A 14,395-nucleotide genomic window follows, 5' to 3' on the forward strand; every position below is an offset into this window, starting at 1 on the left:
TCCCGTTCGGGTTCTTCCCCGAAATAGGTACATCATCCACAGGCTCCTGGCGGACCAACACCGTCTGCTGAGTTTTCCTGCGAACCGCCGGCACCGGGTTCGAAACCACATGCTCCCCCGCCTTCAACGGCACATCCGGGATGGTCTTGATCGACGTCGCAGGGCCACCCAGCAGAACCGGTTTGGCGAGCTCGACATGCTCATCCATGGGCGATTTTCCGAACTGCCCAGCCATGCGTTCCAACCATCGGCGCGCACGTTGAGACTTGATGCCGCCCAGCACGTTGGTACTTATTCGAACCGCCATCCCCATCCCGGCAGTGGCGAGACACAGCAACAAGTTGATCAATACGTCGGCGCTGATTTCCCCGAGCAACTCGTTCATATAGGGCGGTGGCAACAGACGCATCCAGCTGACCATTGCCGACAGATAGATGAACAGCAGCGGCTCGTCGCTGAGCACCAACAAGCCCTTGGCGAGGGCGTCGGCGCCGAGGCTCAGCAGCTTTTCAAGTTCGTCCGCTGACAGGTAGTGCAACAGTTGTTCGGCATAAGCCAGCGGGTCGCCAAGCCACTGAAACAGCTGCTTGACAGTGTCCCAGAGTGAATAAAGCGCTTCGCCGAAGCCGCGGGCATAGGCTTGATGCAGGGCGAGGTAGCGCTTGGGGAAGCTGGCTTCGGAGTAACCCTTCCACAACGGTTCGAAGGTGGTCTCCCATTCACTGCGCAACCAACTGTCCAGCGGGGCGATAACCGACTGATAAGAGGCATACAGCGCCTTGAAATGGTCTTTGGAGACGTTGGGGTAGAAGCTGACCCGGTACTGCTGGTTGCGATCACACTCGGTGATTTCGAGGATGCCGCTGGGGCCGATGGTCTTGTGGATCGGCTCGCCCAGGGGGCCGCCCTCTGGATCGATGCGTTGCACCATCACGGGCGTATTGCCAATGGGCACGAACCGAGCGCTCTGGAACATATGCACCAGGGTCAACGTGCCGTTTGCCTGGCACATTGCGGTCGTGCTGCTGGGAAGGATGGCGCGGTTGATCGGCGCGATGAGCGCCACTTCATCCCCGACCTTGAAGACCTGTTCGATATCCAGGGCCGAAAAGCTAAAGAAGCTTTCCGCCCATGTCTCGTAGGTATTGAGGCAGCGCCCGAAGTCGCTGAGAACGGATTCGACGTCCCGCGTCTTTGAATCCATGGCGGCCAGCACCAGGTAGCCAATGGCTTGGCGGGTCACCTCGATCATGAAACAGCCCCTTCAACCGGGGCTTTAACGAAAACCACCATCTGCAATCCCTCGCACTGTGTATTCAGGCGAGGGACTTTGCAGCGGTTTTCAGGGCAGGGGAGTAGCGCTTATCCGGCGCTTACGTGGGGCGTTTCGACAATTTTTGTCTTCTCCCGCCCCAGCACCAGGCTGCACAGCGCCGGCAGAAACAACAGCGTCAACACCGTGCCCACCACCACCCCGCCAATCAGCACGAATGCCAGGGACGACCAGAACACCGACAACGTCAGCGGAATAAACGCCAGCGCCGCCGCCAGCGCGGTCAATATCACCGGCCGCGCGCGCCGCACCGTGGCCTCGACAATCGCCGCGTGGATCGCCATGCCATGCTCCTGGTTCTGGCGGATCTGGTCGGTAAAGATCAACGTGTTGCGCATCAGGATCCCGCCGATCCCGATCAAGCCCAGGATCGCGTTGAACCCGAACGGCTGGTTGAACAGCAGCAAGGTCGGCACCGCGCCAATCAAGCCCAGCGGCGCGGTGGCGAAGACCATGAACATCACGCCGAAGGAACGCACCTGGAACATGATCACCGTGAGGGTCAGCAGGATCATGATCGGGAACAGCGCCGCCAGCGCAACGTTGGCCTTGGCGCTTTCTTCCACCGGGCCGCCGATGTCGATCCGGTAACCGGCCGGCAGCCGGGCGATCAGCGGTTGCAGGTCTTTGTACACGGCCATTTCCACGTCGGGCGGTTGCACGCCGTCGATGATGTCGGCACGCACTTCCACGGTGCTCGCGCGGTTGCGGCGCTTGAGGATCGGCTCTTCCATCACCGCCTGGAACTGCCCGACCTGGGCCAGGGGCACCGACGTGCCGGCGCTGTTGGTCAGGGTCATGTTGTTGAGGTTGCCGAGGTTCTCGCGCTGGTTGCCCTGGGCGCGGGCGACCACGGACACGGTGCGGTTGCCCTCACGCACTTCGGTGATCGGGTTGCCGCTGAGCAAGGCGTTGAGCTGGGATTTGACCTCGTTGGGGGTAAAACCGAGCAGGCGCAGGCGGTCTTGATCCAGCACCAGGCGATAACCGCTGGTGCGCTCGCCCCAATCGAGAAAGGCGTCCTTGGTCAGCGCGTTGGCGGCAACGACCTTGCGCACGTCCTCGGACACGCCGCGCAGCACCTCCACATTCGGGCCGGACACGCGGAACACCACGGGGAAGGGCACCGGCGGGCCGAACAGCAACTGGGTGACCCGCACCCGCGCCGCCGGAAACTCACCGGCCGCAATTCGCTCACGCATGCGCAGCTTCAAGGCGTCACGGGCGTGGGAGTCCGGCGTCTGCACGATCAGCTTGGCAAACGCCGGGTCCGGCATTTCGGGGTTCAGCGACAGGAAGAAACGCGGTGCACCACCGCCCACATAGGTGTCGACCATGCTGGTCTGCGGCTCTTGCAGCAGCGCCTTTTCCAACTGCGCCGCCACCGCCTCGGTGCTCTTGAAGGCACTGCCGGGCGGCATATACACCTCAAGAATCAGCTCGGAACGGTCGGAGTTGGGGAAGAACTGTTTCTTCACCACGGCCATGCCCAGTACGCACAGTACAAAGGCAGCGATCACCAACCCGGTCACCAGCCAACGCCTGCGTACGCAGGCTTCGACCAAATCACGCAGTTTCTGGTAATAGCGCCCGGCGTAAATCGCGTCGTGGCCACCGGGCACCGGTTTGATCTGCGGCAGCAACTTCACACCCAGGTACGGCGTGAACACCACCGCCACCAGCCAGGACGAGATCAGCGCAAAGCCGACGATCCAGAAGATATTGCCGGCGTATTCCCCCGCACCGGACCGTGCAAATCCCACCGGCAGAAAGCCGATGATCGTCACCAACGTACCGGTGAGCATCGGGGCCGCCGTGGAGCTCCAGGCGAAGGTGGCTGCATGAACCCGGTCAAAACCTTCCTCCAGTTTTACCACCATCATTTCAATGGCGATGATGGCGTCATCCACCAGCAGGCCCAGGGAAATGATCAGTGCACCCAGGGTAATGCGGTCGAACTCACGCCCGGTGAGCAGCATGATCACAAACACCACCGACAAGGTCAGCGGCACCGCAGCCGCCACCACCAGGCCGACGCGAAAGCCCAGGGCCAGCAGGCTGATGAGCATCACCACCGCCAGGGCAACGAAGAATTTGAGCATGAATTCATTCACCGCCAGGCTGATGTTTTTCGCCTGGTCGGAGACTTTGGCGAAGTTCACACCCAAGGGCAGGTCCGCCTGGATCCGGGCTTCCTCGGCCTTGAGGCTTTTGTCCAGCTCCAGACCGTTCCAGTGTTTTTCCATGATCACGCCGAGCATCAGCGCCGGGTCGCCCTGGTGGCGGATGCGGTAGCTGGGCGGGTCTTCATAACCGCGGCTGACGCTGGCCACATCAGCAATGCGCAGCACGCGACCGTTGACTTCCAGGGGTACGTTTTCGATCAGCGACAGGCTGTCGAACGCGCCGTCCACACGGATATAGGCGCGGGCGCCTGCCGTTTCGACAAAACCTGACGGGGCCACGGCGTTCTGTGCGGCGAGGGCGGCGAAGATCTGGTCCGGCTTGATCCCCAGGGTCGCCAGGCGCTCATAGGAGAACTCGACAAAAATCCGCTGCGCCTGCTCGCCGAGGATATTGACCTTCTTCACCCCCGGCAGATTGAGCAGGCCCTGGCGTAAATCCTCGGCCATTTGCACCTGTTGCCGATGGGGCAAGTGCTCGGCCTCCAGGGCGTACAGGGCGAAGTACACATCGGAATATTCATCGTTGAAGAACGGCCCGATCACCCCGTTGGGCAGCCTCGCGGCTTCATCGCTGAGTTTTTTGCGCGTCTGGTAGAACAGCTCCTGGATTTCGCTGGGGCGCGTGGACTCCTTGTAGGTCATGCGCATCGACACAAAGCCTGGCTGGGCGATGGTCTCGACGCGGTCGTAGTAGTCCAGTTCCTGCAGGCGCTTCTCCAGGCGGTCGGCCACCTGCTCCTGCATCTCCTGGGCAGTGGCGCCGGGCCAGGCGGCGGTAATGGTCATGACCTTGACGGTAAACGAGGGGTCTTCGGCGCGTCCCAGTTTGCCGAACGAGAAGATCCCGGCGGCGAGGATCGCAATGATCAAAAACAGCGTGACTGCGCGGTGCTTGACCGCCAGTTCCGAGAGGTTGATGCCGCGCATGCTCATTGGTCCTGTTTGCGGTTGAGGGCCAGCACCTGGGCGGGCAACAGGCGCACCGCATCGCCGCCGTGCAACAGGTGCGCGCCGAGGGCGACGACGACCTGGCCGGGGTTCACGCCGCTGTCGAGCAGGGCGTCTTCCTGGCCGAGGCTGGCGACCTTGACGGCGGCGAAGCTGACCTTGTCATCCGCGCCGATCAACCACACACCGGTGCCTTGCCCTGCATCGTGCAAGGCGCCGATCGGTACTCGGGTTTGTTGTGCCTGGCCGTCGCCTTGCAGGCGCACGGTGATGGTCGAGCCGAGGGCGAAGCGCTCGACGTTACCGTGCAGCACATAACGGGCGCGGTAGGTGCGGGTGGTGGGATCGGCGCTGGCCGACAGTTCGCGCAAGGTCGCCGTCACCGCCTGGTCCGGGGCGCCGAAGGGGAAGGCCAGGGCTTTTTGCGCGGCCTGGTCGCGCTGGTTTTCCGGCAGGTTGACGATGGCTTCGCGGGCACCGTCATGGGCCAGGCGCGCGACGATTTGCCCTTCGGCGACCACTTGGCCGCGGTCCACCCGCACGTCGGTGATGATGCCGTCGCCATCGGCCTTGAGCACCGAATAAGTGCGGCGGTTCTCGATCTGACTGGCGTCGGATTGCGCCGCGGCCAGTTCGGCCTCGGCCACGCGCAAGTTAGTCGCCGACTGGTCGAAGATCTGCCGCGACACCGCGCCGGTACTGGCCAGGCGCTGGTAGCGGTTTTCATCGTCGCGGCGTTGGCGCAGTTGCGCCTGGGCGGCGCTGACGCGGTTTTTCGCCGAGCGCAGGGCCAGCTCGAAGTCGCCGATGTCCAGCACCAGCAGGGTGTCGCCACGGGAGACGTGCTGGCCGGGGTCGACCTTGCGTTCGATGACCTTGCCGCTGACCCGGAAGCCCAGGTCGCTTTCCGTACGCGCAGCCACCACGCCGGTATAGGCGCTTTGCTGAGTGCCGGCGGCTTCGACCTTGGCGGCGAGTACCGGACGCGGTTGCGGCGCTTGGGCGGCAGTGTCGGCCTGGCTGTTGCAGCCGCTGAGGACGATCAACACGGCCAGGGGCATGAGAAGGCGCGAGGGGAGAGGGATCATGTCGGGCTCCGGGGATTACCATTGGGCAAAAAATTATGGACATAATTTTTTACGCATATTATGGTCGAAATATAAATAAAACCAGCCCCGGATAATTCCCATGTCAAACGCCCCGGCCCCATCGCGAAGCTTGTTGTTTTTACTGGTGGCCTTGACGGCGCTGGGTGAAGTCTCGACCCAATTGATCATTCCAGGCTTGGGTCTGATCGAGCACGCCCTGTTGGCGCCACCGGGGTCGGCACTGATGGCCCTGTCGGCGTTCGTGGCCGCCTTTGGCCTGGGGCAACTGCTGTTCGGCCCGCTGTCGGACCGCATCGGCCGCCGTCCGGTGCTGCTCGGCGGGCTGTTGCTGTATGTGCTGGCGACCTTGTCGATGCTGCTGGTCAATGACATCCAGCAATTTATCGCCGCTCGCGTGGTGCAAGGCCTCGGTGCCTGCGCTGCGCTGGTACTGGCGCGCACCGTGGTGCGTGACGTGTGGAAGGCCGAGGCGGGCCCGGCGCTGGCGCTGACCATGATCGGCATGCTGTACGCCATCGTCGTCGCCCCGATGGTCGGCGGCCTGCTGATCAAGCTGCTGGGCTGGCGGGCACCGATCCTGCTGGCCTTGGCGATTGGCAGTGGGGTGTTGCTGCTGGCGCTGCTGTTCTTCCGCGAGAGCAACCACTACCTAGACCCCAAGGCCGGCCACTGGCGCACCCTCGGCGGGCAATACCTGGACCTGCTCAAGGGCCGCCCGTACCGCGCGTTCGCCGTGGCGCTGGCGTGCACCTATGGCGCCATGTTCGCGGTGATCGCCGGTTCCTCGGCGGTGTATATCAATTTGTTGGGCTTGAGCAGCCTGGAGTACGGCATCAATTTTGGCCTGATCGTGTCGATGCTGATCATCGGTTCCACCTACACCCGACGCAACATCCAGCGCCTGGGGCCGCAACGGATTGTGGCGATGGGCGTGACGCTGGTGGCCATGGGCGGGATTGCCGCACTGGTGATTTATGCGCTGTTTGGTCTGTCGGTGCTGGGCCTGGATATTCCCATTGCGCTGGCGACCCTCGGCGGTGGTCTGGTATTACCCGGGTCTGTGACCGGTGGGGTCATGCCCAACGCTCACCGCGCCGGTTTGGCGGCGGGCTTGATGGGTTTTGCGCAGATGTTCGGCGCGACCTGCAGCGGCCTGTTACTGAGCCATCTGCGTGACGGCAGTGCAACACCGATGATCGTGATCCAGGCGTGTTTTGCCGTGACGGCTTTCGCGGCCTTCCATCTGTTGCGTGAGCGCCGTACCGCAGAGGTCGCGGCGGCTTGAGCTGTCACACTTTGTCCAAGTTATTCGGGGCTGGATGATTACGATTCTCTTTTGAGTCTAATCCGAAGGTCTTCGCCCATGCTGCCTGCTTTTCGTTTCTCGCCCCTGGCCCTGCTGGTTGCCGCCAGTCTTCATGCCCACGCCGATGAGCCTGTTGCACTGGAACTCAATGATGTAGTGGTGACTGCATCCGGTTTTGCGCAAAGTGCGGAAGACGCACCGGCCTCGGTCACCGTGATCGATGGCGAGGCGCTGCGTCGCAAGTCCTACCGCGACCTCGGCGACGCGGTTAAAGATGTGGAAGGCGTGACCGTCAACGGCGGTGCGAATGAAACCGACATCTCCATCCGGGGCATGCCGGCCGACTACACCCTGATCATGGTCGACGGCAAGCGCCAGAGTGCGCGGGAATCGCGGGTCAACGGCAACAGTGGCTACGAACAGAGCTTTGTGCCACCCGCCGCGGCCATCGAGCGGATTGAAGTGGTGCGCGGGCCGATGTCGTCACTGTACGGCTCGGATGCCATCGGCGGGGTGATCAACGTGATTACGCGCAAGGTCTCACCGACCTGGGGCGGCTCCATCGGGTATGACTACTCGGCGCGTCAGCACAGCGACCAGGGTAATGCACGCCAGACCCAGTTCTACCTCAGTGGTCCGCTCAAGGAAGATTTCCTCGGTTTGCAGGTGTGGGGCCGCTACCTGGATCGCCAGGCCGATGACGACATCGAGCAAACCAATGGCTTCAGCAAGGCTGACCACCGCGACCTCACCGCGCGCCTGGCCTTCACCCCCACTATCGACCACGACATCCTGCTGGAAGCCGGCGCCACGCGCTTGAAGAATGGCGACGGCATGAGCGCCAACTGGGCCACCCGCGAACAGGAAAACAACCGCGATCACTGGTCGCTGTCCCACCAGGGCCGCTGGGGCTGGGCCACCTCGGACATTGCCTTGTCCCAGGAAACCTCCAGCCGTGAAGGCAAGGCGACACCGGCGCAGACTGACATCTACGGGCGCAAACCCGAGATCAAGAACAGCGTGTTTGACGCCAAGCTGGTGGTGCCCACCGCCCATAACGTCAGCACCGTGGGCGTGCAATGGAATAAAAGCGAGCTCACCGACTGGAACCAGGGCCTCGGTGACCGCGTCGACTATAAATTCTCGGTGGTGCAAAAAGCCCTGTTCGCGGAAAACGAGTGGTCGATGACCGACAGCTTCGCCCTGACCACCGGCCTGCGCCTGGATGAGCACGAAGAGTACGGCGCCCACCTCAGCCCGCGGGTCTACGGGGTGTGGCGCGCCACCGAGCAGTGGACGTTCAAGGGCGGTGTTGCACGTGGCTTTAAGGCCCCCGAGCTGCGTGCGGTCGTCGAGGATTACGCCTACCTGCGCCGCAACCGCTTCGTGATGTTCGGCAATCCGGACCTCAAGCCCGAAACCAGCACCAACTACGAAGTCTCGGCGCTGTGGAGCAACCGCGACAACCTGTCCGGCGGCGTGACGCTGTTCTACAACGACTTCCAGGACAAGCTCTCGACCGTCACCACCGACCGGCGCTGGAACGGCTACACCATCATGGAGCGGGTCAACGTCGACAAGGCGATCATCCAGGGCGTTGAGCTCAACGGCCAATGGGACATCAACCCCAGCGTGCTGCTCAAGGCCAACTACACCTACACCGATTCCGAGCAGAAAAGCGGCGCCAACAAAGGCGCGCCGCTGGCCCTCACACCGGAGCAAAAAGCCAATGTGCGCACCGAGTGGACCCTCAACGACCGCACCCAGGCCTGGGCCTCGCTGAGCTACTACGGTGAGGAAACCGGCAACACCATTACCACCGACAAACCGGCACCGGGCTACACCACCGCCGACCTCGGGGGTTCCTATGATGTGAGCGATTCGCTGACCCTCAACGCCTCCCTCAACAACCTCACCGACAAGCGTCTGGACGATGAAACCTACGGTACGGTGAACTACGGCCGCACCCTGTGGATGGGCGCTACGCTCAACTTCTAAAGCGCTGTAGGCAATCGCACCACCGCGCACAGGCCGGCCGGTGGGCGATTCTCCAAGACCAGCTCGCCGCCATGGGCCTGGATGCACGACCGTGCGATCGCCAGGCCCAGCCCCACGCCGCCGTCACTGACACCCCGTTGCACGAAGGGCTCGAAGACTTTGCTCAACCACGCTTCGGGCAAGCCTTGGCCGTGGTCGAGAATCTCGATGCGCAGCCAGCCGTTGTCCTCGCGAACCAGGTTCAGGTCGGCATCGCCGGCGTGGCGCAGGGCGTTGTCGATCAGGTTGGTCAGTGCGCGTTTGAGCGCCAGCGGCCGGCAGGTCAGCCGTAACGGTGGTGCGCCGGCCCAGGTGACGGGCTGTCGCAGGCGTTGGTAACGCTTGGCCAGGTCATCCAGCAAGTCGCTCAACGAAAGCGTGGTGGTAGCTTCCTGCACCGCGTCGTCACGCACGAAATTCAGGGTTTCACGCACCATCGCGCTCAGTTCGGCGAGACTTTCGAGCATGTCATCGCGGGCTGCGCCGGGCTCCAGCAATTCCACTTGCAGGCGCAGCTCGGTGATCGGCGTGTTCAGGTCGTGGCTGACTGCTGCGAGCATCCGCGTACGGCCTTCGACATGCCGGGCGAGGTTGGCCTGCATGGTGTTGAAGGCGGCGGTGAGGTCGCGGGCTTCCTGCGGGCCGATTTGCGCCAGCGGTGCGATCCATTCACCGCGGCTGACGCGCTCGGTGGCCTGGGCCAGGGTCTTGATCGGGCGCACCACGCGGGCAATGAAAAACATCACGATCAGCAGCACCGGCAGCGTGGTCACCGGCAGGCTGTAGGCCAGGACGCGGCCCCATTCATAGGCGCCGGAGGGGTATTGCACGGCATTCAGGTAGGTACCGTCGGGCAGCGGCACGCTGCTGCGCAGGCGCAACGGCGCCCAGCCGGCGGGGCTGAACACGTGGGTTCGGGCGTCGGCGCCGCTGATGCGCTCCAATTGCATGCCGATGGTGGCGGCGTTATCCAGCTGTAATTGGTGGCGCAGCTCGTTGGCCAGGCGCTGTTCTTCCGGGCGTTGGGCAAACGGCGCCACCTCCGGCGTGGGGCCGATCCAGAAGCGCGTGTCGTCGGTGCTCATGCCGGCCAGCAGGTGCGCGGTTTCACTCGAGGTCAGGTCGATTGCCGTGTGATGGGCAATCCCCAGGCGTTCCAGGCTGAAACTGCGCGACAGCGGGTGGATCAGGCTGCCGGTGCGCTGCAGGAACAACATCGCAATGGCGTTCGACGCCAGCAGTGCCAGCAGCAACAACAGGCTCAACTGCCGTGCCAGGGTCCGCGGCCACAGCCGGTTCAGGGCGTGCATTCGCTGACCTCGGCGGCCAATAGATAACCGCCGCCCCAGATGGTGCGTAACAGTTCCGGGGTGGCATCGCCCTGGGCCAGCTTGCGGCGCAGGCGGCTGACTTGCCGGTCGATGGCGCGGTCGCTGACATCGCTGTCGGCGGCGGCGGTGAGGTCGATCAAGCGTTCGCGGGGCAACAGGGTGTTGGGGTGGGCGAGGAACACTTGCAACAGCCGGCTTTCGGCAGTGCTGAGCTGGATGGCCGGGCTGCCGTCGCGGCGCAAGGTGGCGCTGGTCACACTGAAGTGCCAGCCGGCAAACTCATAGGCCCGTGCGCCAGTGCCGGGCGCGGTGGGGCCGGTCGCGCGGCCCTGACGGCGCAGCACGCTGTTGATACGCGCCACCAGCTCCCGGGGCTCGAACGGCTTGGTGACGTAATCGTCGGCACCCAGGTCCAGGCCGCGTATGCGGTCGGCGGCAGTGTCGCGGGCGGTCAGCAGGATCACCGGGGTGTTGCTGCGCCGATGCAACTGGTTGCACAACTCAAAGCCATCGCCATCCGGCAGCAGCACGTCGAGCACCACCACATCGAACGCCTGGGTCTTGAGCAATTGCCACATGCCGGCCGCGTCTTCAGCGGTGCGCACCTCAAAGGTGTAACGTCGCAGGTACGTGGCCAAGGGTTCACGAATCTTGCGGTGGTCATCCACCACCAGTACGCGCGGTGCGGCAGGCGCAGGGGCAAACGGCATTGCAGCCCTCGAGGGTTGAGCGGGAGAGGGCGGATATTACTACGAGTCATTATCATTAACGCTGTTTTTGTGAGGCTGCAGTCGTAGATCGTCCTGCCGGTAGGACGATCAAGGTTATTTTTACCGTCTAGCGCCGAATTGCTGCGAGTTTTAAGGTGTATGCACTTTGGAGGACTACCATGAAAAAACTCATCGGCATCTACACCAGCCCTCGCGCCCATTGGGTCGGCGACGGCTTTCCCGTGCGTACGCTGTTTTCCTACGACTCGATGGGCAAGCACATCAGCCCATTCCTGCTCCTGGACCACGCCGGGCCGGCCGATTTCAACCCGACAGACCAGCGTCGCGGCGTCGGCCAGCACCCCCATCGCGGTTTTGAAACCGTGACCATCGTCTACGATGGCGAAGTCGAACACCGCGATTCCACCGGCGCCGGCGGCAAAATCGGCCCGGGCGATGTGCAATGGATGACCGCCGCCAAGGGCATCCTCCACGAGGAGTTCCACTCCGCCGCCTTCGCCCGCAGCGGCGGTGCGTTGGAGATGGTGCAACTGTGGGTCAACCTGCCCGCCAAGGACAAAATGGCCGACGCGGGCTACCAGACCATCGTCGACGGCGATATCCCCGTGCTGCCCCTGGCCAACGACGCCGGCCACCTGCGCCTGATCGCCGGTGAATTCGCCGGCACCCAGGGACCGGCGCGCACCTTCACGCCGATCGATGTGTGGGACCTGCGCCTCAACGCCGGCAAGCCCGTCACCCTCGACCTGCACGCCGGGCGCAACACTGCCCTGGTGATCCTGCGCGGCACGGTGCTGGTCAATGGCGAAGACGTCGCACGCCAAGGCCAACTGGCGTTGTTCGACCGCGATGGCCGCCAACTCATCCTGGAGGCCAACGACGACGCCAAGGTCCTGCTGCTCAGCGGCGAACCGATTGACGAGCCTATCGTTGGGCATGGACCGTTTGTGATGAATACCGAGCAGGAGATTCACCAGGCGTTTGCGGATTTCCAATCGGGTCGTTTCGGGCGGATGCAGGATTAAGGTCGGCCACAAGGCCAATGTGGGAGGGGCGGTGCGACGATTCGACTTGCCCCCGATGGCGGTGGATCAGGTACAGATGTTCAACCTGACACTCTGCTATCGGAGGCAAGCCTCCTCCCACTTTTTTTCGCTATACCCTGGAACGGCATTTCATGCGATCTTCCCGTCATTCGCCCTGGAGTCGCCTGGATGCCCTCATTTATCGCTGATCACCCGATGTTGTGCGCCGTGGCGCTGATCTTTATCGACATCGCCGTGTGGCGCCTGATCTCTGCCGACCTGGCCAATTGGAAGCTGGCTGCGCGGTTGGCGATTTTTGCCGTGTTCAGTGCCGTGTTGTTCAACGACGGCATGAACCCCATGCAACTTGCGCCCTATGCCGACAGTACCGCCTTGCACCTGGCCGCCACGGCCTTGCAGATCGGCTGGTGGCTGTTTGCGGCGCGCACGCTGACGGTGTTGCTGGGCGCGGTGATGATGCAGCGGGTGGGTCACACCGGGCGATTGTTGCAGGACCTGATGGGCGCGGTGATTTTCCTCATCGCGATCATCGCCGCCATGGCCTACGTGCTCGACCTGCCGGTCAAGGGGGTGTTGGCCACCTCTGGTGCGGTGGCGATCATCGTCGGCCTGGCGTTGCAAAGTACCCTCAGCGATGTGTTTTCCGGGATCGTGCTCAACACCACCAAGCCTTATCAGATCGATGACTGGATCTCCATCGACGGCACCGAAGGGCGGGTCACCGACATCGACTGGCGCGCCACGCGACTGCAAACCTCCCAGGGCAGCCTGGCGGTGATCCCCAACTCCCTGGCGGCCAAGGCCAAGATCATCAACTTTTCACGCCCGGCGGATATGTTCGGCCTGGCGGTCAGCCTGCAGGTCAGCCCCCATGCACGTCCGCAAACCGTGATCGAGGCGCTGGAGCGTGCGATGCAGGGGTGTCGGCCACTGTTGGCCAAGCCGGCGCCGAGCGTGGCGTTCAAGACCTCTGCCAGTGGCGGCGTGGAGTATGAAATCAGCGGCTTCGTGCCAGCCATGGCCCTCAAGCGCGAGGTGCGCAACCAGCTCTATGACCTGGCGTTCCGGCACCTGCAAGCGGCGGGCGTGGCTGTGCTGTCCTCCACCGAAAGCAGCGCGCCGCCGGCCATGTCCGCCGCGCGGGCGTTGCTGGAGCGTTCATCGATTTTCTCCACCCTGCGCCAGGAAGAGAAAGACACCTTCAGCCAGAACATGACCCTGCACACCTACCGCGCCGGCGAGATGATCCTGCCGGCGGGGGAGGTCAGTGATCATTTGTTTATCGTCGAGTCCGGCGTGGTCTCGGTGATGTTGACCAAGGGCGGCCATGTATTCGAAGCCGGGCGCATGGGGCCGGGAGAAGTGATTGGCGAGGCCGGGATCCTGTCCGACCAGGCCGTGCTGGCGGACTTTTCCGCCAAGACGTTCTGCACGCTTTACCGCATCGAGAACGAATACCTGAAACCGTGCCTGGACGCGCGCCGCGACATTAGCGAGGCGATGAAGGCACTCTTGGAATTCCGCCTGCATGCCGCCCAGGTCCTGACCCAGGACGCGCCGGTGGTGCCGGTGAAGAAGGGCTTTTTGCAGTGGCTGCGCAAGCGCGGTCTGTGAGAGGCGAGGGCCTGGAAGTGCTGTACTCGAGGTCGAATGATCGCCAATGTGGGTTTTCTTGACTGTCTCTGACCACGTGAGGGCTCGACCTTGATTCGACTCACCGACTACATCGCCAACCTTGCTCAATCCCCCCTGGCCCCGTGGGCCGGCCTGGCGCCCTGGGCCCTGGTCGCCCAGGCGCCGGCCGTTGTTCGCCAGATGCTCGCCGAACTGCCGGTCGACGAGTACAGCGCGAAGGACGAAGTCGCCATCCACCGTACCGCCATCGTCGAACCCGGTGCCTTGCTCAAGCCGCCCCTGATCATCGGCGCCCATTGCTTTATCGCCAGCGGCTCGCTGCTGCGCGGTGGTTGCTGGGTGGATGAGCACTGCATCATCGGCCCCGGCGCCGAACTGAAAACCACCTTCATGTTCAGTGGCAGCAAGCTGGCCCACTTCAACTTTGTCGGTGATTCAGTGCTGGGCCATGGGGTCAACCTCGAGGCGGGAAGTATCGTCGCCAACTACCGCAACGAGCGGGACGACAAGGAAGTGCTGGTACGGGTTGACGGGGTATTGCAGCGCAGCGGCTGCGACAAGTTTGGCGCGTTGCTGGGGGATCAATGTCGGATCGGCGCTAACGCGGTGCTGGCGCCTGGGGCGTTGTTGGTGCCAGGCAGTGTCGTGGGGCGTGGGCACGTGTTTGATGCCGAGGCGTCCGTATAAACGCGAAGTTGAAAAGATCATGGTGTCCCGGCACGATATTAAATAG

Annotated in this window: 9 protein-coding genes and 1 pseudogene; 5 read left to right on the forward strand and 5 right to left on the reverse strand. The window is 63.2% G+C overall.

Annotation, left to right across the window (positions count from 1 at the left end; translation table 11 throughout):
- The 3 genes and pseudogenes from V3W40_RS25210 to V3W40_RS25220 all read right to left on the reverse strand — a co-directional run.
- Positions 1-1,252: pseudogene (locus tag V3W40_RS25210) on the reverse strand (type IV secretion protein Rhs); the annotation flags it as partial.
- A gap of 110 nt (positions 1,253-1,362) precedes the next feature.
- On the reverse strand, positions 1,363-4,446 hold the full coding sequence (locus tag V3W40_RS25215; RefSeq protein WP_330215818.1) for an efflux RND transporter permease subunit: 3,084 nt from the start codon (positions 4,444-4,446) through the stop codon (positions 1,363-1,365).
- 2 nt (positions 4,447-4,448) lie between these two features.
- Positions 4,449-5,555, reverse strand: a complete 1,107-nt coding sequence (locus V3W40_RS25220) for an efflux RND transporter periplasmic adaptor subunit (protein WP_330215819.1) — start codon at positions 5,553-5,555, stop codon at positions 4,449-4,451.
- Between the two features lie 100 nt (positions 5,556-5,655).
- Here V3W40_RS25220 and V3W40_RS25225 point away from each other — a divergent pair, with 100 nt between their 5' ends.
- Together V3W40_RS25225 and V3W40_RS25230 are read left to right on the forward strand one after the other, a co-directional pair.
- Positions 5,656-6,861: a Bcr/CflA family efflux MFS transporter gene (locus tag V3W40_RS25225; protein ID WP_330215820.1), complete on the forward strand. Its 1,206-nt coding sequence runs from the start codon at positions 5,656-5,658 to the stop codon at positions 6,859-6,861.
- A gap of 78 nt (positions 6,862-6,939) precedes the next feature.
- Entirely contained in the window at positions 6,940-8,880 is a 1,941-nt protein-coding gene (locus V3W40_RS25230; protein ID WP_330215821.1) for a TonB-dependent receptor domain-containing protein, read from the forward strand.
- Here V3W40_RS25230 and V3W40_RS25235 read toward each other — a convergent pair.
- Together V3W40_RS25235 and V3W40_RS25240 are read right to left on the reverse strand one after the other, a co-directional pair.
- Positions 8,877-10,196 carry a HAMP domain-containing sensor histidine kinase gene (locus V3W40_RS25235; protein WP_330215944.1) on the reverse strand — a complete coding sequence of 440 codons (1,320 nt, stop codon included), beginning with the start codon at positions 10,194-10,196 and terminating at the stop codon, positions 8,877-8,879. The genes V3W40_RS25230 and V3W40_RS25235 overlap by 4 nt on opposite strands.
- Before the next feature lie 20 nt (positions 10,197-10,216).
- Positions 10,217-10,960 carry a response regulator gene (locus V3W40_RS25240; RefSeq protein WP_065927778.1) on the reverse strand — a complete coding sequence of 248 codons (744 nt, stop codon included), beginning with the start codon at positions 10,958-10,960 and terminating at the stop codon, positions 10,217-10,219.
- 179 nt (positions 10,961-11,139) lie between these two features.
- Here V3W40_RS25240 and V3W40_RS25245 point away from each other — a divergent pair, with 179 nt between their 5' ends.
- The 3 genes from V3W40_RS25245 to V3W40_RS25255 all read left to right on the forward strand — a co-directional run bounded on the left by V3W40_RS25245 (position 11,140) and on the right by V3W40_RS25255 (position 14,349).
- On the forward strand, positions 11,140-12,006 hold the full coding sequence (locus V3W40_RS25245; protein WP_315871888.1) for a pirin family protein: 867 nt from the start codon (positions 11,140-11,142) through the stop codon (positions 12,004-12,006).
- 189 nt (positions 12,007-12,195) lie between these two features.
- Positions 12,196-13,641: a mechanosensitive ion channel domain-containing protein gene (locus tag V3W40_RS25250; protein WP_330215822.1), complete on the forward strand. Its 1,446-nt coding sequence runs from the start codon at positions 12,196-12,198 to the stop codon at positions 13,639-13,641.
- A gap of 90 nt (positions 13,642-13,731) precedes the next feature.
- Entirely contained in the window at positions 13,732-14,349 is a 618-nt protein-coding gene (locus tag V3W40_RS25255; protein ID WP_330215823.1) for an LpxA family transferase, read from the forward strand.
- Positions 14,350-14,395 lie beyond the last annotated feature (46 nt).

This window comes from Pseudomonas sp. AM8 (genome assembly GCF_036346475.1).
Lineage (GTDB): Bacteria > Pseudomonadota > Gammaproteobacteria > Pseudomonadales > Pseudomonadaceae > Aquipseudomonas > Aquipseudomonas marginalis.

What these genes read in the sequence shown, in the direction of transcription:
- V3W40_RS25245 (WP_315871888.1), top strand. Translation starts at nt 11,140, where the DNA reads ATGAAAAAACTCATCGGCATCTACACCAGCCCTCGCGCCCATTGGGTC.
- V3W40_RS25240 (WP_065927778.1), bottom strand. Translation starts at nt 10,960, where the DNA reads ATGCCGTTTGCCCCTGCGCCTGCCGCACCGCGCGTACTGGTGGTGGAT.
- V3W40_RS25215 (WP_330215818.1), bottom strand. Translation starts at nt 4,446, where the DNA reads ATGCGCGGCATCAACCTCTCGGAACTGGCGGTCAAGCACCGCGCAGTC.
- V3W40_RS25230 (WP_330215821.1), top strand. Translation starts at nt 6,940, where the DNA reads ATGCTGCCTGCTTTTCGTTTCTCGCCCCTGGCCCTGCTGGTTGCCGCC.
- V3W40_RS25225 (WP_330215820.1), top strand. Translation starts at nt 5,656, where the DNA reads ATGTCAAACGCCCCGGCCCCATCGCGAAGCTTGTTGTTTTTACTGGTG.
- V3W40_RS25250 (WP_330215822.1), top strand. Translation starts at nt 12,196, where the DNA reads ATGCCCTCATTTATCGCTGATCACCCGATGTTGTGCGCCGTGGCGCTG.
- V3W40_RS25220 (WP_330215819.1), bottom strand. Translation starts at nt 5,555, where the DNA reads ATGATCCCTCTCCCCTCGCGCCTTCTCATGCCCCTGGCCGTGTTGATC.